We start from the raw sequence: 15,307 nt of genomic DNA, 5'->3' as shown, positions 1-15,307 counted from the left end.
AAAACGCCCTATTCTGACCCGTTGACCGTGGCCGCGCACCGGCGGGCGGGCTCAGCTCCCCGCGAACAGCTCCACGGCGGCCCGGGCGAAGGCCGGGACGTCGTCGGGGTTGCGGCTGGTGACGAGGTTGCCGTCGCGGCACACCTCCTGGTCCACCACCGTCGCACCACCCCGCCGGAGGTCCCCCCGGATGCTCGGGTAGGACGTCAGCGTGCGGCCCTCCAGCACCCCGGCCTCCAGCAGCGTCCAGGGCGCGTGGCAGATCGCCGCGACGGGCTTGCCCGCGTCGAAGAAGGCCGTGACGAAGGCGAGCGCGTCGCCGTCCTGGCGCAGGGTGTCGGGGTTCACCGCACCGCCGGGCAGCAGCAGCCCGTCGTAGTCGGCGGCCGCGACGTCGGCGACCAGGTGGTCGACGGGGTAGGTGTCGCCCGGGTGGATGTCGCCGTTGACGCCCTGCACGGTGCCGTCCTCGACGCCGTCGGGCACCGACAGCAGGTGCACGGTCGCGCCCGCGGCCTCGACGGCCTTGCGGGGCTCGTCGAGCTCGATCTGCTCCACGCCCTTGGCGGCGAGGATCGCGATGGTCTTGCCGGTCAGTTCAGCCATGCCGCTCCCGGTGCCCGTTCCGCCCCGGGGTCGAAACGGCCCGGGGCGTCCGAGGGGCGGCCGCCGGGCGGTTGCCGGGCGGTTGCCGGGTGTTCGGGGGATCAGTACCAGCCGGTGGACTGCGAGTGCGCCCAGCCCCCGCACGGCGAGCCGTAGCGCTCGTCGAGGTAGACGAGGCCGGCGTCGATCTGGCGGAAGCCGTTCGACGTCTTGGCGATGCCGGTGCCCGCCCAGGTGGAGTCGAGGAACTGCGGGATGCCGTAGGCCGTCGAGGTGGGGTTCTGCGCGGTCGGGTCCCAGCCCGATTCCCGGCCCCACAGGCTCTCCAGGCAGGAGAACTGCCGCTCGTCACCGCCCAGCTGGGCCAGGGCGTAGTCGTGGAAGTCCTGCGTGGTGGCGTTCGCGGCGGCGGCCTCGGCGGCAGCCGCCGCCTCGGCCTGCGCGGCGGCGGCGGCCTCGGCCGCGGCCTGCGCCTCGGCTGCGGCCTGCGCCTGGGCGGCGGCCTCGTCGGCGGCGGCCTGGGCCTGCGCGGCGGTGGCCTCGTCGGCCTCGCGCTGGGCCCGGCTGGCGGCCAGCTCCTGGAGGTGGCCGCTGAGCTCGGTGGCGGCCGTAGTGCCGTCGGCCGGCGCGACGATGCCCAGCTGCTGGGCGACGCTCACCGTCTGCGCGACCGGGTCGACCTGCTCGGCCTCGGCGTCCGGGCCGGCGCCGATGAGCACGTTGACCAGCACGGCGCCGGCGGCGGCCGCGGCCAGGTACACCGCGGGACGGCGGACGGGCACGAGGCGGTGCCGACCCCGGGCGAGGGCCGCCACGGTCTCCTCGGCGCTGCGGACCACCTCGAACTCGGCGGTGATGGTGCCCACCCGGAGGAGGGGCTGCTGACCGTCGCGGTCGGCAGGGCGTGCGGAATGGCGTGCGCTCATGCGGGCGTGCGGGTCCTCGTCTTCCGGTGCGCCGACCGTGCGGGTCGGTGCGGCCGCCTACCGGGTTAGCTGACGGGTTCGGGCGGGAAGAAGCCCTACCCGGCCTCGGCGCACCCGCAGGCGCGCTCCGGCCGGGATTCACCCCGGTGCTGCGGTGGGTCCCCGGTTCACCTGCTGCCGCGGGCTGCGCTGCCCGCGACGGTGACTCAGCGGCGTCCGGTGGGTCTCCCGGGGAGGGAGGTTCGCCCGACCGGACGCGCCCACGTTACGAGGACGTCACACGAGATGACAACAGCCCCACGCGAACAACACAGGTGTCATCCGCCTCACGGCAGTCGCCACACCGTGGTGCGACGCGCGACGTCCACCCCGGAGTCGGGGACGTCGTACCCGGCCACCTCGTGCAACCCGTCGGGCAGCTGGGAGCGACCGGGGTCGCCGACCAGGACGACGGCCCCCCGCACCCAGGCGGTGAACAGCCACGGCCGCACCCGGTCGGCCATGCGCAGGTCGTAGAACACGTCGCCGGCCAGCACGACGTCGACGTCGGGCTCGTCGTCGAGCACGTCACCGACCGGCTCGACGCCGGCCACCCCGTTGGCGGCGGCGTTGAGCGGGATGACCGCGAGGGCGTAGGGGTCCACGTCGCTGGCCACCACCCGGGCGGCACCGGCAAGCGCAGCGGCGATGCCGACCAGCCCGCTGCCGGCGCCCAGGTCGAGCACGGTGCGGCCGGCCACCAGCTCCGGGTGGTCGAGCACGTGGCGGGCCAGCGCCTGGCCACCGACCCAGGCCGCGGCCCAGAACGGCGAGGCCTCCCCCGCACCCGGGCCGTCGTCCATCGCCTGCCAGAGGGCCGTGACGTCGTCGGCGAGGTGCAGCGCGACCTCGGGCACCAGCGGCGGGCGCACGAGCCGGGTGTGCTGCGCGAAGAAGTCGGCGGGGACGGTCATCGCCGCGCCCCGCGTCGCACCCGGCTGACCATCGCCGTGTACAGCGGGGTGAGCACGACGCCGTCGCCGGCCAGCCGGTCCCGCAGCCGCCGGCGGTGGGTGAGGACGCCGACCAGCCCGATGGCCCAGAACAGGTACTGCACGGCGAAGGCCGCCTTGAACGCGCCGAGGTCGTAGGCGGTGGAGCTGCCCGGGGTCATCGCGTCGAGCACCGCCCCCACCGCGAGCACGACCAGCAGCGACGCCACGAACCCGCCGATGTTCACCACCCCCGTCGCGCTGCCCAGCCGGTGCACCGGGTTCCAGGTGCGGGCGTAGTCGAACCCGATCATCGAGCCCGGGCCGTTGGTGGCGAGCACGACGACCAGGACGACGAGCACCCACAGCGGCGCCCGCCCGGGCCACAGCAGCACGACCGTCCAGCTGGCGACGGTGGCACCGGCGATGCCGAACACCAGGGCCGAGCGGCGCAGCGGCCACCGCCCGCACAGCTTGCCCAGCAGCGGGCCCACCGCCATGCCGACCACGACGAGCAGGGTGAGCAGCCCGGCCGCGGTGGCCGGGGCCAGGCCCTGGCCCAGCACGAGGAACGGGTAGCCCCACAGCAGGGCGAAGACCGTGCCGGAGAACTGGGTGACCAGGTGCGTGTACAGGCCGATGCGGGTGCCCGACTCGCGCCAGGCAGCGGCCACGTTCTCGCGGATCTCGGCCCACCCGGCCACCGGGGCGACCGGCGCCCCGGGTGGGGCGTCGCGCAGGCCGGCCACGACGAGGACGGCGACCAGCACGCCGAGGGCCGCGGCACCGGTGAAGGTGGCCGTCCACGAGCTGTGGTGCAAGGCGAGCACCAGGGGGTAGGCGGCGGCGACCTGGCCCAGCTGGCCCAGGATGCCGGTCAGCTGGGTGACCACCGGGACGGTGGGCCCGGTGAACCAGAGGGTGACCACCCGCAGCACGCTGATGAAGGTCATGGCGTCCCCGGCACCGACCAGCACCCGGGCGGCGACCGCCGTCGGCACGTCGGAGGCCACGGCGAGCAGCAGTTGCCCCGCGGCCATCGTGGTCGCACCGGCGGCCACCATCGCCCGCGAGCCGAAGCGGTCCAGGGCGACACCCACGGGCACCTGCAGCCCGGCGTAGACCGCGAGCTGCAGGACGAGGAAGAGGCTGACCGCCGACGCCCCGGCGGAGAAGCGTTCCTGGGCGTCGACGGCGGCGACGCCCAGCGATCCCCGCTGGAAGACGGCCACGGCGTAGGCGAGCAGCCCGACGACCCAGACGGCGTAGGCGCGGCGGGTGTTCACGCCCCACGATGACACCTCGGCGCCCCGCGGTGTTCCCGGCCGGTGGGTGGGATCGGTCTCCCCCGGGACGGGCAGGATCGACCCGTGCAGGATCAGGGCATGCGGACGGAGCTGGGCCGGGTGAGCGGGCCGCACGGCGAGGTGGCGCTCTGGCGCCGCACCGGGGACGACGGCACCGTGGTCACCGAGCTGGTGGTCGACGGCGTCTTCGCCATGGACGACGTCGACACCTCCACCGAGCGGGCCCTGGCCACCGAGGCACTGGCCCGGGTCGAGGGTGGCGACCTCGCCGTCCTGGTGGGCGGGTTGGGCCTGGGGTGGACCGCGGCGGCCGTGCTGCGCGCGCCCGGGGTGGCCGAGGTGGTGGTCGTCGAGCTCGAGGACGCGCTGCTGGAGTGGGCCGCGGCCGGTCTGCTGCCCGGGCTGCCCAGCCTCGCCGACCCCCGGTTGGACCTGGTGGCCGGCGACGTCGCCTGCGCCTTCGCGCCCGACCGCTACGACGTGGTCCTGCTCGACGTGGACAACGGGCCCGACTTCCTGGTGCACGGGTCCAACGCCGGCCTGTACGGCGCGTCCGGGCTGGCCCGCGCCCTCGGCGCCGTGCGGCCGGGCGGGGTGCTGGCGATCTGGTCGGCCGACCCCTCGCCGACCCTGCTGGGGCGCCTGGCCGACCTGCCCGGTGCGGTTGCGGCCGAGCAGCTGGTGCTGCCGGTCGAGCGGGAGGGCCGGGTCTTCGAGTACGCCGTGCTCCTGGTTCGTCGCAAGTGACCGGGTAAACCACGTTTCCGCCCGCCCCGAGCGGGACACCCGGGTCACCATGACTGCTCCGGACACCACCACCGAGACCCGCACCTTCGCCGACCTGGGGAAGGAGATGTGGTCCTACCTCACCGGCAAGGGCGCCGCCATCAACTACGAGTTCGTCGACATGACCGTCGAGGTGCCCCGCGAGATCGGCGCCGACGCGCCGCGGGCCACCTGGAAGCTGAACGGCACCCTGCGCATCACGACCGCCGAGGGCGTCTCGCAGGGATGAGCGACCGCCTCGTCGTCCGGGCCGACCTGGCGATCGCCGTCGGCGACGTCGCCGCCCGGCTCACCGGCGACGGGTCGGACCTCACCCTCGCCGCGACGGACCCGCTGGCCCTGTGGCGGGCCGTCGTCGGCACCCCGTGGCCGACCGGGGCCCGGTTGCGTCCCGGTCGGGTCGCGGTCGGCCGGCTGGCCGACGAGCTGGCCGGCCGCGGCGTGCACCTGGACGTGACCGGGCCGCACGGCCGGGTGGTCGAGCTGGGGGCAGGGGTCTCCTCCCCCGCCGGCCGGGCCCTGACCGGCTCGGCCGCCGTGCGGCCGGGGTCGGCCCGCACCGTGACCGCGACCGCCCGGGCGGCCCTGCCCGACCGGTGGGTCCGGCTCGGCGCGGTGGCGGCCCTCCTCGCCCTCGCCGGGACCTGGGCGGCCCGCCGGCGGTGAGCCCGGGGCCACCCGTGGGCGACCACCTCCGCGGTCCACTCCTGGGCCGCCGCCAGCAGCCCGTCGACGTCGACGTCCAGCGGCACCCCGCCCCCGGTCGGCCGGCCGGTGACCGGGTCGCACCACGCCGCCGGGCCGGCCAGGTGCACGCGCAGCAGCCGGCGGTCGTCGCGGGCGGCGTCGAGCACCCACCACAGGGCCGGCTCCGCGGCGACCACGCCGCGGCCGACCAGGCCGTCGGGGGCCTCGGCGACCGTGCGCAGCCACGAGCCGAGCTGGGCACCCTCCCAGGGCGTCAGGCACGGCTCGCGGAACACCCAGTGCCGCCCCTCGGTCGTGTGCACCTCCCCCCGCACCACCAACCAGGCCAGCGACCAGTCAGGCCGGGCGAGCTCCACGGCGCGCACGTCGACCGCCTGGCGGCGCAGCACCCGCAGGTCGACCCAGGCGCCGTCGGCGGAGCGGAGCCTCACGGCGGGCCGGTCAGCCGCGCGGCCGGTCGAGCAGGGCAGACATCTCCGTCAACCCGAAGAACGCGGCCGTCTCCCGCGCGCTGGGGCCCCCGCCGTCGGGGTCCGCGCCGGCGTCCAGGAGCGCCTCGACCGACGGCGCCGACCGGCGGAAGGCCGCCGCGGCCAGGGCGGTCTGGCCGCGGTCGTTGACCCGGGCAGGGTCGGCGCCCAGCTCGAGCAACCGGACGACGGCGGCCGGGTGGTCGTGGTAGGCCGCGAGGATCAACAGGGTGTCGCCGGCCCCGTTGGTCAGGTTCGCCGGCACCCCCGCCCGCACGTGCTCGGCGAGCTCGTCGGCTGCACCCGCGCGCGCCAGGTCGAACACCCGCGCGGCGAGCTCGACGACGTCCGGGTCCACGGGGCCGCTCACCGGGCCGCTCACCGGGCCGCCCAGTGCGCCGGTCGCGACGCCGACCCGTCCAGCCGGGTGGCCGCGTCGCCCTGCGCGGCCTCGAGCTGGGCCCGGGTGAGGAACAGCGCCCCGCGCAGGTCCGCGCCGGCCAGCTGGGCGCCCCGGGTGTCGGCCCCGGTCAGGTCGGCCAGCCGCAGGTCGGCCCGGCGCAGGTCGGCCCCCAGGAGCACCGCCCCGCGCAGCACTGCCCCCCGCAGGTCGGCACCGCCCAGCGCCGCCCCCGCGAGGTCGGCGCCGCGCAGGTCCCGCGGCCGGGCCACCCCACGCCGGGCGTGCGCGGCGGCCCGGGTGAGCAGCGCGTTGACCTGTGCCCGCACGGCCCCGACCGGCTCGTCGCGCAGCTCCTCGACCCCGCCTCGTACCCGGCGGGCCAGCTGCGCGTCGACGACCGCGAGCTCGTCGGCCAGATCGGCGGGCAGGTCCAGCCCCCGGGCGGCCCGGACCAGCCAGCGCAGCTCCTGCAGCGCCCGCACCACCGGGAACACGACCGCCACCTGGTGCAGCTGGGCGGCGTCGCGCCGGTCCAGGCCCGGCCAGACGTGCTGGGTGACGTGCTGCCCGGCGCCGAAGCAGTCGTAGACCACGCAGCCGGGGAAGCCGCGGTCCCGCAGGACAGGGTGGATGCCGCACCGGTCGTCGGCGCCCAGGTGGGGGCACGCGGTCCCGGCCGGCTTGGTCAGCGCGAAGTCGGCCCCGCGCGAGAACGCCGGGACGACGCAGCACAGCGCGGCGCACCGGCGGCAGTCGGCCTGCAGCTCGTCGGCGCTCGGCGCGCGGGCCGAGGTCGGCGCGCTCACCGGGCGACCCGGCCGGTCAGCGCCAGCACGTGCTCCCAGGCGTCGTCGCACGCCTGGGCCCACTCGGCCGACGAGCGGTCGAAGAACGAGTGCGGGGCGCCCTCGTACACGGCCACGTCGACGTCGGCCCCGGCGGCCCGCAACCGGTCGGCCAGCGCCTGCTGGTCGGCGACCGGGGTCACCGAGTCGGCACCGGCCACCAGCAGGACCACCGGCCGGCTGGCGCGGTCCGCGGCGTCCCCGACGAGCGCGGGGCGACCGTAGAAGCCTGCGCACCCGGCCACGTCGACGTCCCCACCGGCCAGTCGCCACGCGTGGCTGCCGCCCAGGCAGAACCCCACCACCACCACCGGCAGGTCCGCCGCCGTGCGGTCGCGCAGGTAGGCCACCGCGGCGGCGACGTCGGTGTCCACGGTCTCCTCGGTCATCCGTGGCACGTGCGCCTGCCAGTCGAAGTCCTCCTCGCGGGTACCCGTGACCGGGACACCGGCGGTGCGGCCGAACCAGTCGAGGGCCAGCGCGGGCACACCGACCTCGGCGAACCGCTCAGCCAGTGCCACGTAGTAGGGGTGCAGCCCGCGGACGTCGGGCAAAACCACGACCCCGACGCGCGCGGGCCCGGCCGGCGCCGCGTAGGCGGCGGCGACGGAGATGCCGTCCCCGGAGGTCAGCGTCAGCGTGCCCCGTTCGGCGACATCGCCGGCGGGCCGGGGCGCAGCGGGCGGGCGGCTGTCGTGGTCGTGGCACATGCCCCGTTCCTACCCCCGTGACCGCCGGGGCGCCGGGTCAGGTGGCGGGTCAGGTCGCGGAGGCGTCGTCCTGCCGTTCCGCCCGGCCCCCGAACACCTCGGCGGAGTGCTGGCGGCGGGCGTCGCCCAACCACCGGTGCTGCCGGTCGGCCTGCTCCACCAGCCGGGCCACCAGCTCGGCGTCGACCCGGTGGTCGACCTCCGAGACACCCAGCAGGGTCTCGAACCCCGCCCGCTTGAGCAGCACGGCACCGGTGAGGAACTCGAACTCGATGACGGTGCTGAGCGGGGAGCGCCCGAGCCGGCCGTCGGGCTTGAGCCGGGACACCCGCTCGGCCACCCGGACCAGCACCTGCTTGGCACGGCTGGGCCCGATGCCCAGCGCGGCCATCGTGGACCGCAGCGCGGCCCGTTCCTCCTGCAGCTCGGCCAGCAGCTGGCGCAGCTGCTGCTCGTAGCCGTCGTCCCGGTGGTGGTCCAGCATGCGGCGCACCAGGGCGATGCCGCCGGCGGATGCCGCCAGGTGGTCGTTGCAGTAGATGCGGAGGGGCTCGAGGTCCACGGCGACATCCTGGGGCCACCGCGGCCCGCCCGCAGGCATCTCACATCTGAGATACCGTTCGGGGCGATGTCCCTCACCGAAGAAGCCACCGGTCAGTCCCTGCGCCAGATCGGCACGCTGGTCCGCGACGCCCGCCGCCACCACGGTCTCACCCAGACCCAGCTGGCCGAACGCCTGGGCACCAGCCAGAGCGCCATCGCCCGCATCGAGCAGGGCGCGCAGAACCTCACCCTCGAGCTGCTGGGTCGGTTGTCGGCGGCGCTGGACAGCGAGCTGATCACCGTGGGCCGGGGGGGCCCGACCCACCTGCGGGTCACCGGGGGCGGGGCGTTGAGCGGGTCGGTGACGGTCAAGAGCAGCAAGAACGCCGCCGTCGCGCTGCTGTGCGCCTCGCTGCTCAACCGCGGCACGACCACGCTGCGCAACGTGGCCCGCATCGTCGAGGTCGAGCGCATCCTCGACGTGCTGCGCTCCATCGGCGTGCAGGCCACGTGGGACACCGCGGGCAAGGACCTCACGATCGTCGTCCCCGAGACCCTCGACCTGGCCGGCATCGACGCCGACGCCGCCCGGCGCACCCGCAGCATCATCATGTTCCTGGGCCCGCTGATCCACCGGGAGCCCACCTTCGAGCTGCCCTACGCCGGCGGCTGCGACCTGGGCACCCGCACCATCGAGCCGCACATGATCGCCCTGCGACCCTTCGGCCTCGAGGTCGAGGCGCACGCCGGGGAGTACCACGCCCGGGTGACCACGCCCGAGGTCCGCGACCGCACCGTCGTGCTGACCGAGCGCGGCGACACCGTCACGGAGAACGCGTTGCTCGCCGCGGCCCGGCACGACGGCACCACCACCATCCGCAACGCCAGCCCGAACTACATGGTCCAGGACCTCTGCCTGTACCTGGAGCTGCTGGGGGTGCGCATCGAGGGGTTCGGCACCACCACGCTGGTCGTGCACGGCCGGCCCGTGCTCGACGCGGACGTCGACTACACCCCCAGCGAGGACCCCGTCGAGGCGATGAGCCTGCTCACCGCGGGCATCGTCACCGGCTCCGAGCTGACGGTGCTGCGGGCACCCATCGAGTTCCTCGAGATCGAGCTGGCCATCCTCGGGGAGATGGGGCTGCGCTACGACCTCACGCCCGAGTACCCCGCCGACAACGGCCGCACCCGGTTGGTCGACATCACCATCCACCCCTCGACGCTGGGGGCACCGATCGACAAGGTGCACCCGATGCCGTTCCCGGGGCTGAACATCGACAACCTGCCCTTCTTCGCGGTCATCGCGGCCACGGCCACCGGCGGCACCCTGATCCACGACTGGGTCTACGACAACCGGGCCATCCACCTGTCCGACCTCACCCGGCTGGGCGCCGACGTGCGGTTGCTCGACCCGCACCGCGTGCTGGTCACCGGGCCCACGCACTGGTCGGCCGCCGAGATCGTCTGCCCGCCCGCGCTGCGCCCGGCGGTGTGCATCCTGCTGGCCATGCTGGCCTGCAAGGGCACGTCGGTGCTGCGCAACGTGGACATCATCGCCCGCGGGTACGAGCAGCTCTACGAGCGGCTGGTCGAGATGGGTGCCCAGATCGAGGTGTTCAGCGACTGATGCCGCCCCCCGGCGCGCCCCGCGCCCGGATCGCGGCCGGGCGGCGCCACTCGGTCGGGCTGCGGGCCGACGGCCGGGTGCTGGCCGCGGGTCGCCCCGGCGCCGAGGAGTGCCGGACGGCGGACTGGGGCGACGTGGTGTCCGTCGCGGTCGGCTCGGTGCACACCGCGGTCAACACCGGCCGCGGGCACACCGTGGGGCTGCGCTCCGACGGCACGGTGCTGGCCACGGGGTGGGACGGCGACGGCCAGTGCGCGGTGGGCGGGTGGGGCGGCGTGGTCGCCGTCGCCGCCGGCTGGCGCCGCACCCTGGCCGTGCTGTCCGACGGCACGGCCGTGGCCGGCGGCCGGCGCACGGAGGGCGCCTGCGACGTCCAGGGGTGGGACCGGCTGGTGGCCGTGACCGCCGGCGACTGGCACTCCGTCGGGCTCCGGGACGACGGCACCGTGCTGGCCACCGGGCTCGACCGGCGCGGTCAGTGCGCGGTCGCGGGCTGGCGCGAGGTCGTCGCGGTGTCCGCGGGGACCGTGCACACGGTGGGGCTGACCGCCGACGGTCGCGTGCTCAGCGCCGGCGGCCCGGCCGGCGCCGGGACCGAGGACTGGCGCGGCGTGGTGGCGGTGTCGGCCGGGAGCCACCACACGGTGGGGCTGCTGGGGGACGGCACCGTGCTGGCCTGCGGCGACGACACGCACGGCCAGGGGGCGGTGCGCGGGTGGCGCGACGTGGTGGCCGTGGCCGCGGGGTCGGCGCACACCCTGGGGCTGCGGGCCGACGGCACGGTGCTCGCCGTCGGCGCCGAGGACGACGAACGGTGTCGCACCGACCGGTGGCTGCTGGCCTGAGGCCCGGGCGGGAGGGGCCCGGTCAGCTGCGGGCGAGCACGGCCACGCCGGCGCACGCCGCGGCCCACAGCGCGCTGGCCAGGGTGCCGATGATGAAGCGCTCGGCCGCCGGGGTCTCCTTGAGCTCGGCGAACCGGCCCAGGCCCTTGACCGCCAGCACCACCGGCACCCCCTCGGGCCAGCCGGCGAGCAGGCTGGCGACGAGGGCCACCCGCTCGAGCACCCCGATCCACGACCCCCCGCGCAGCACGTCGGGGTCGGCGATGCCGGCCATCGGTGGCCGCCGCGACCCGGCGGGCAGGTCGGGCGGGTCGGGCGGGTCGACGACGGGGCGGCCGGACAGGGTGGACACCGCGCGGGTCGGGTCGGCGGCGTGCAGCACGGTGGTGACCACCGGCCCGCCCCCCAGGGCCGCCGCGACCACCGCGGCCACGACCACCGCCGAGCGGAGCCACGAACCGGCTGCTCCCCCGGCCCAGGCCAGGGCCGCCGCACCGGCGAGGAGGAGGACCAGCGCGGCCGCGCCCCAGGGAACCGGCCGGGGCCGGGGCACGATCTCCCGCCCACGGGGCAGGCGGTCGGTCTCGCTGCGGCGCAGCAGCAGGGCACCCAGCACGCCGGTGAGCACCAGCACCACGAACGCGGCCAGCGTCACCGGGCCCCCTCGGCGCGGGCCAGCAACCTGCCCAGCACGGGGTGCAGGTCCTGCTCGACGTCGAGGGCGGCTGCGGCCAGCCGTTGCCCGACCGCCTGCCGGCTGACCCCGAGCCGGCTGGCCGCCTCGGCCTGGGTGCAGCCGGCGGTGACCAGGTCGATGGCCTCCCACGCCTGGGGGCTGCGCCGCTGCAGCAGCGTCACCAGCACGGTGGCCACGGCCTGCGCGTCGGCCGCGGCGACCTCGTCGACCCCGTGCACGGCCACCCGGGCCGAGCGCTGCTTGGCGTCGTCGACCGCCCGCCGGGCGGCGAGGAAGGCCGGCCCGGCGGCGGCCCGGGTCGAGTCCGGCAGCGGCGCCTGCACCGGCCCGGCCCCGATGCCGATGCTCCAGCCCCCGGCCCGGACCAACCGGAGCAGGACGTCCACGGCGGCGGCCGGGTGGCCGACGACGCCCTGGAACTCGTCACCGGCCGTGCGCTCGAACGCCAGGAGCACGGGGACGTCGGCCAGAGCCGCCAGCACGCCCCCCACCAGGTCGGGCCCCTGGCGGCTGGCGCGTTGGTCGACGGTGAGCACGAAGGACACCTCGCAAGCATGACACCTTGCCTACCCGTCAAGCAAGTTTCAGGGCTTGTCGGTCAGCTCGGGCGGGAACCCGCCCGTGGCCACCGGGCCCCACCGCACCGGGGTGACCCGGATCAGCGACTTCCCTTGCCGTCGCATGGCCTCCCGGTACTCGTCCCAGTCGGGGTGCTCCCCGCTGATCGACCGGAAGTACTCGACCAGCGGCTCGACCGACTCGGGCAGGTCGAGCACCTCGGCGGTGCCGTCGACCTGCACCCAGGGGCCGTCGAAGTCCTCGGACAGCACGACCACCGTCACACGGGGGTCGCGGCGGGCGTTCCTGGTCTTGGCCCGCTGCGGGTAGGTGGAGACGACGACGCGGCCCTCGGCGTCCACCCCGCAGCTGACCGGGGAGATCTGCGGTTCACCGTCGGACCGGCGGGTCATCAGCAGGGCCTTGTGGCGCGGTCGCAGGAACTCCAGCAGGCCGTCGCGGTCGACCCGGTCGGCGGTGGCGGTCTTCGGCATGCCCGGACGCTACGACAGCCCACCGACAACCCACCGACAACCCGTCGACAGCCTGCGGGCAGCCCACAGCCGAGCCCCCGACGGTGGCCGTCGCCCCGGCACCCGGGACCGGCCCACCCGGTGCCGGAACACGGTCTGTGCTCTCATCGCGTCATGGCCGACAGCTCCCAGGACCCATCCGGCCGCCCCGGCGACGGCCCGAGCCGCCGCACCGCCACCGACCGCGACGACCAGCGGGCCGACGTCGACGACCGCTCGGGCGAGCCATCCCTGCGCAGCGGCGCCCCGGCCCCCACCCCCGAGCGCAGCGCGCGGTTGAGCGCGGCAACCCGGGTGCTGGCCACCTTCTCCTGGCGGTTGCTGCTGATCACCGCGGCCGTGGTGGTCATCGGGTACGTACTGGGCAAGCTGTGGTCCTCGGTGCTGCTGCCGGTCGTGCTGGGCCTGCTCTTCTCCACCGTCACCTGGCCGTTGGCCAAGCTGCTGCGGCGCCTGCACTTCCCCCCGGCCGCAGCCGCGCTCACCTCGGTGGTGTTGTTCCTGGCCGCCTTCGTGGGCATCATGGTCGCCATCGCCCCGCCGGTGGTGTCCCAGGTCGAGGACCTCGCCGCCGGGGTCAGCTCGGGCCTGCAGAGCGTGCAGAACTGGCTGTCCGGTCCACCGTTCAACCTGGGCGAGGAGCAGATCGGTCAGTACGTCGACCAGGCGATCGACCAGCTGCAGGCCAGCGCCGGGGACATCGCCACCTACGCCCTGACCGGCGCCAGCGCCATCGGCACCGGGCTGGTCAACACCGGGCTCGCCCTGGTCCTCACGTTCTTCTTCCTCAAGGACGGTCCGCGCTTCCTGCCCTGGCTGGCCGCTCAGACCGGCCCGCAGGCGGCCCCGCACGTGGCCGAGGTGTCCCGGCGAAGCTGGCGCACGCTGTCGGAGTTCATCCGCCAGCAGGCCCTGGTGGGGCTGGTGGACGCCGTCGGCATCGGCCTGGGCCTGCTGGTCCTGGGTGTACCGCTGGTGCTGCCGCTCGCGGTGATCACCTTCTTCGCCGCCTTCGTGCCCATCATCGGTGCCGTCGTCGCCGGCGGTTTCGCCGTGCTCATCGCCCTGGTCAGCAACGGGTTCGGCACCGCGCTGTGGGTGCTGGCCGTGGTGGTCGTGGTCCAGCAGCTCGAGTCCAACGTGCTGCAGCCGATCCTGCAGGGCCGCGGGCTGAAGCTGCACGCCGGTGTGGTCATCCTCGCCGTCACCGCCGGCGCCGGGTTGGCCGGCATCATCGGCGCGTTCCTGGCCGTCCCCGTGGCGGCACTGCTGGCCGTGTTCTACCGCTACGGCCGCGACCAGCTCGACGGCAAGCACCCCGAGCAGGACGACGAGGGACGGGTCCCCGAGGTCGTGCCCGACGGCGACGGCGGCGAGGGCTCCCAGCTGACCCGCAGCGCCGAGCCCGTCGACGGCCGGGTCAGCGGGGCCGGCGGATCCTGACCGGCCCGCGGGCGGTCGCCACGTCGACCACCTCGCCTCGCTGGGTCACCTCCACCCGCCCCTGCTCGACCAGCTGACCGGCGGCTGCGCGGGCGTCGTCCATCAGGTCGCGCCAGCCCTCGGGGGCCTCGGCGCGGGCGGCGTCGGACGGGCAGATCGACGACGTCGGCGACCGCGCGTCCAGCAGCTCCTCGATGCGCCGGGCCAGCCGGTCGGTCGACGTGCTCACCCGCCCCAGGGTGCGCGCCGGGCGGAGCGGTCGCCATCGGGGGCACCATGGGAATGCCCGCCCGGTCGGTGCGGCTTGACCGTTGCGGACCGCCGGACCACCCCGCCGGCCCAGGAGGAGAGGACCCGCCCGTGACCCAGCGTCCTGAGGACCTCGTCGAGCTGCTGCCCGCCCACGAGCGGCTCGTCGAGCGCACCGCCGCCGACGAGCTCGTGCTGGTGCACGACCTGGCCGGCGAGTTCGACGCCGCGCACGCCGGCGCCCTGGCCGGGTCGCACCTGCTCGCCAGCCTGCCGCACGAGGTCATCGCCCGGTTCGACGCCGACGCGCTCGTCGACTACCGGGGGCACCGCCCGCGGATCACCTTCGCCGGCGACCACTACGAGTCCTTCGCCGCCCCCGAGATCACCCTCTACGCGGTCGACGACGACGGCGGGACGCCGTTCCTGCTGCTGCACGGCGCCGAGCCCGACTTCGCCTGGGAGCGGTTCACCGCCGCCGTGCTCGGCCTGGTCGAGACCCTCGGGGTGACCCGCATGGTGATGCTGCAGGCCATCCCGATGCCGGTGCCGCACACCCGGCCGGTCACGGTGACCGCGCACGCCACCCGGCGCGAGCTCATCGCCAGCTACCCGGTCTACTGGGGCGAGATGCGCATCCCGGGCAGCGCAGGGGCCCTGCTCGAGCTGCGCGCCGGTGAGGCCGGGGTGGACGCGCTCGGCGTGGCGGCGCACGTGCCGCACTACCTCTCCTCGGCGACCTACCCGGCGGCCTCGCTCACCCTGCTGGAGCACCTGGGGCAGCTCACCGGGCTGCACCTGCCGACCGAGACGCTGGAGGAGGCCGCCCGGGCCAACCGCACCGAGGTCGACGCCCAGATCGGCCGGTCGGCGGAGAACACCGCGGTCGTGGCCCAGCTCGAGGCGCAGTTCGACAGCTTCGCGGCCGCGCGCGAGGGCGCCGGGCTGCTCGGCTCCTCCGGCGAGATCCCCTCGGGGGAGGAGATGGCCGACCAGATCGAGGCCTTCCTCGCCGAGCAGGACCGCCGCCCCGAGTAGCCCCCGGGCCGCCCCACCCCGGCCGCCCCACCCCCGGGC

At 75.8% G+C, this 15,307-nt stretch carries 19 protein-coding genes, 1 pseudogene and 1 riboswitch; of the genes and pseudogenes, 7 read left to right on the top strand and 13 right to left on the bottom strand.

What is annotated here, in order from left to right:
- Positions 1–51: 51 nt before the first annotated feature.
- The 4 genes from TEK04_RS20630 to TEK04_RS20615 form a co-directional block, all read right to left on the bottom strand.
- A complete protein-coding gene (locus TEK04_RS20630; protein WP_336406253.1) occupies positions 52–606 on the bottom strand; it encodes a type 1 glutamine amidotransferase domain-containing protein in 555 nt (184 codons plus the stop codon).
- A 101-nt stretch (positions 607–707) separates the two neighbouring features.
- Positions 708–1,532: an aggregation-promoting factor C-terminal-like domain-containing protein gene (locus TEK04_RS20625; RefSeq protein ID WP_336406252.1), complete on the bottom strand. Its 825-nt coding sequence runs from the start codon at positions 1,530–1,532 to the stop codon at positions 708–710.
- A 56-nt stretch (positions 1,533–1,588) separates the two neighbouring features.
- Positions 1,589–1,715, bottom strand: a riboswitch (cyclic di-AMP (ydaO/yuaA leader).
- Positions 1,716–1,858: 143 nt separating this feature from the next.
- The gene (locus TEK04_RS20620; protein WP_336406251.1) at positions 1,859–2,485 is read right to left on the bottom strand and encodes a class I SAM-dependent methyltransferase; all 627 of its coding nucleotides are present in this window, start codon (positions 2,483–2,485) and stop codon (positions 1,859–1,861) included.
- Positions 2,482–3,789: an MFS transporter gene (locus TEK04_RS20615; protein WP_336406250.1), complete on the bottom strand. Its 1,308-nt coding sequence runs from the start codon at positions 3,787–3,789 to the stop codon at positions 2,482–2,484. Before TEK04_RS20615 ends, TEK04_RS20620 begins: the two co-directional genes overlap by 4 nt.
- Before the next feature lie 99 nt (positions 3,790–3,888).
- Here TEK04_RS20615 and TEK04_RS20610 point away from each other — a divergent pair, with 99 nt between their 5' ends.
- Genes TEK04_RS20610 through TEK04_RS20600 form a run of 3 tightly spaced genes read left to right on the top strand, consistent with a single transcriptional unit; the run spans position 3,889 to position 5,262 of the window.
- The gene (locus TEK04_RS20610; protein ID WP_336406249.1) at positions 3,889–4,557 is read left to right on the top strand and encodes a polyamine aminopropyltransferase; all 669 of its coding nucleotides are present in this window, start codon (positions 3,889–3,891) and stop codon (positions 4,555–4,557) included.
- A gap of 49 nt (positions 4,558–4,606) precedes the next feature.
- Positions 4,607–4,825 (top strand): hypothetical protein, encoded by a 219-nt coding sequence (locus TEK04_RS20605; RefSeq protein WP_336406248.1) that lies wholly within the window; start codon positions 4,607–4,609, stop codon positions 4,823–4,825.
- Positions 4,822–5,262: a hypothetical protein gene (locus TEK04_RS20600; RefSeq protein WP_336406247.1), complete on the top strand. Its 441-nt coding sequence runs from the start codon at positions 4,822–4,824 to the stop codon at positions 5,260–5,262. The genes TEK04_RS20605 and TEK04_RS20600 overlap by 4 nt, the downstream gene beginning before the upstream one ends.
- Positions 5,263–5,297: 35 nt before the next feature.
- Here TEK04_RS20600 and TEK04_RS21400 read toward each other — a convergent pair.
- The 5 genes and pseudogenes from TEK04_RS21400 to TEK04_RS20580 form a co-directional block, all read right to left on the bottom strand.
- A pseudogene (locus TEK04_RS21400) lies at positions 5,298–5,735 on the bottom strand (WapI family immunity protein); the annotation flags it as partial.
- Between the two features lie 10 nt (positions 5,736–5,745).
- Positions 5,746–6,144: an ankyrin repeat domain-containing protein gene (locus tag TEK04_RS20595; protein ID WP_336406246.1), complete on the bottom strand. Its 399-nt coding sequence runs from the start codon at positions 6,142–6,144 to the stop codon at positions 5,746–5,748.
- A gap of 8 nt (positions 6,145–6,152) precedes the next feature.
- The gene (locus TEK04_RS20590; RefSeq protein WP_336406245.1) at positions 6,153–6,983 is read right to left on the bottom strand and encodes a pentapeptide repeat-containing protein; all 831 of its coding nucleotides are present in this window, start codon (positions 6,981–6,983) and stop codon (positions 6,153–6,155) included.
- Positions 6,980–7,732, bottom strand: coding sequence for a dienelactone hydrolase family protein (locus TEK04_RS20585; RefSeq protein ID WP_336406244.1), 753 nt, complete (start codon positions 7,730–7,732; stop codon positions 6,980–6,982). Before TEK04_RS20585 ends, TEK04_RS20590 begins: the two co-directional genes overlap by 4 nt.
- A gap of 49 nt (positions 7,733–7,781) precedes the next feature.
- Positions 7,782–8,294, bottom strand: coding sequence for a hypothetical protein (locus tag TEK04_RS20580; RefSeq protein WP_336406243.1), 513 nt, complete (start codon positions 8,292–8,294; stop codon positions 7,782–7,784).
- Between the two features lie 66 nt (positions 8,295–8,360).
- On the opposite strand from TEK04_RS20580, the gene TEK04_RS20575 reads away from it, so the two are divergent.
- Complete coding sequence (locus tag TEK04_RS20575) at positions 8,361–9,905, top strand: helix-turn-helix domain-containing protein (RefSeq protein WP_336406242.1); 1,545 nt, start codon at positions 8,361–8,363, stop codon at positions 9,903–9,905.
- Complete coding sequence (locus TEK04_RS20570; RefSeq protein ID WP_336406241.1) at positions 9,905–10,750, top strand: RCC1 domain-containing protein; 846 nt, start codon at positions 9,905–9,907, stop codon at positions 10,748–10,750. Before TEK04_RS20575 ends, TEK04_RS20570 begins: the two co-directional genes overlap by 1 nt.
- Positions 10,751–10,772: 22 nt before the next feature.
- On the opposite strand, the gene TEK04_RS20565 is transcribed toward TEK04_RS20570, so the two are convergent.
- The 3 genes from TEK04_RS20565 to TEK04_RS20555 are packed head-to-tail and all read right to left on the bottom strand — an operon-like array spanning position 10,773 to position 12,499.
- Complete coding sequence (locus TEK04_RS20565; RefSeq protein ID WP_336406240.1) at positions 10,773–11,405, bottom strand: hypothetical protein; 633 nt, start codon at positions 11,403–11,405, stop codon at positions 10,773–10,775.
- A complete protein-coding gene (locus TEK04_RS20560; RefSeq protein WP_336406239.1) occupies positions 11,402–11,992 on the bottom strand; it encodes a hypothetical protein in 591 nt (196 codons plus the stop codon). The genes TEK04_RS20565 and TEK04_RS20560 overlap by 4 nt, the downstream gene beginning before the upstream one ends.
- A gap of 39 nt (positions 11,993–12,031) precedes the next feature.
- Positions 12,032–12,499 carry a PPOX class F420-dependent oxidoreductase gene (locus TEK04_RS20555; protein WP_336406238.1) on the bottom strand — a complete coding sequence of 156 codons (468 nt, stop codon included), beginning with the start codon at positions 12,497–12,499 and terminating at the stop codon, positions 12,032–12,034.
- Positions 12,500–12,652: 153 nt separating this feature from the next.
- On the opposite strand from TEK04_RS20555, the gene TEK04_RS20550 reads away from it, so the two are divergent.
- Complete coding sequence (locus TEK04_RS20550) at positions 12,653–13,981, top strand: AI-2E family transporter (RefSeq protein WP_336406237.1); 1,329 nt, start codon at positions 12,653–12,655, stop codon at positions 13,979–13,981.
- Here the strand turns inward: TEK04_RS20550 and TEK04_RS20545 are convergent.
- Complete coding sequence (locus TEK04_RS20545; protein ID WP_336406236.1) at positions 13,959–14,210, bottom strand: DUF3253 domain-containing protein; 252 nt, start codon at positions 14,208–14,210, stop codon at positions 13,959–13,961. The genes TEK04_RS20550 and TEK04_RS20545 overlap by 23 nt on opposite strands.
- Positions 14,211–14,341: 131 nt before the next feature.
- Between TEK04_RS20545 and TEK04_RS20540 the strand changes: the two genes are divergently transcribed.
- Positions 14,342–15,268: a proteasome assembly chaperone family protein gene (locus TEK04_RS20540; protein WP_336406235.1), complete on the top strand. Its 927-nt coding sequence runs from the start codon at positions 14,342–14,344 to the stop codon at positions 15,266–15,268.
- The last annotated feature ends 39 nt before the right edge of the window (positions 15,269–15,307 follow it).

This window comes from Klenkia sesuvii, from assembly GCF_037083825.1.
GTDB classification, from domain to species: Bacteria; Actinomycetota; Actinomycetes; order Mycobacteriales; family Geodermatophilaceae; genus Klenkia; species Klenkia sesuvii.
The sequence above is the reverse complement of the archived record's forward strand: the minus strand, read 5'-3'. Positions and strand labels throughout refer to the sequence as shown.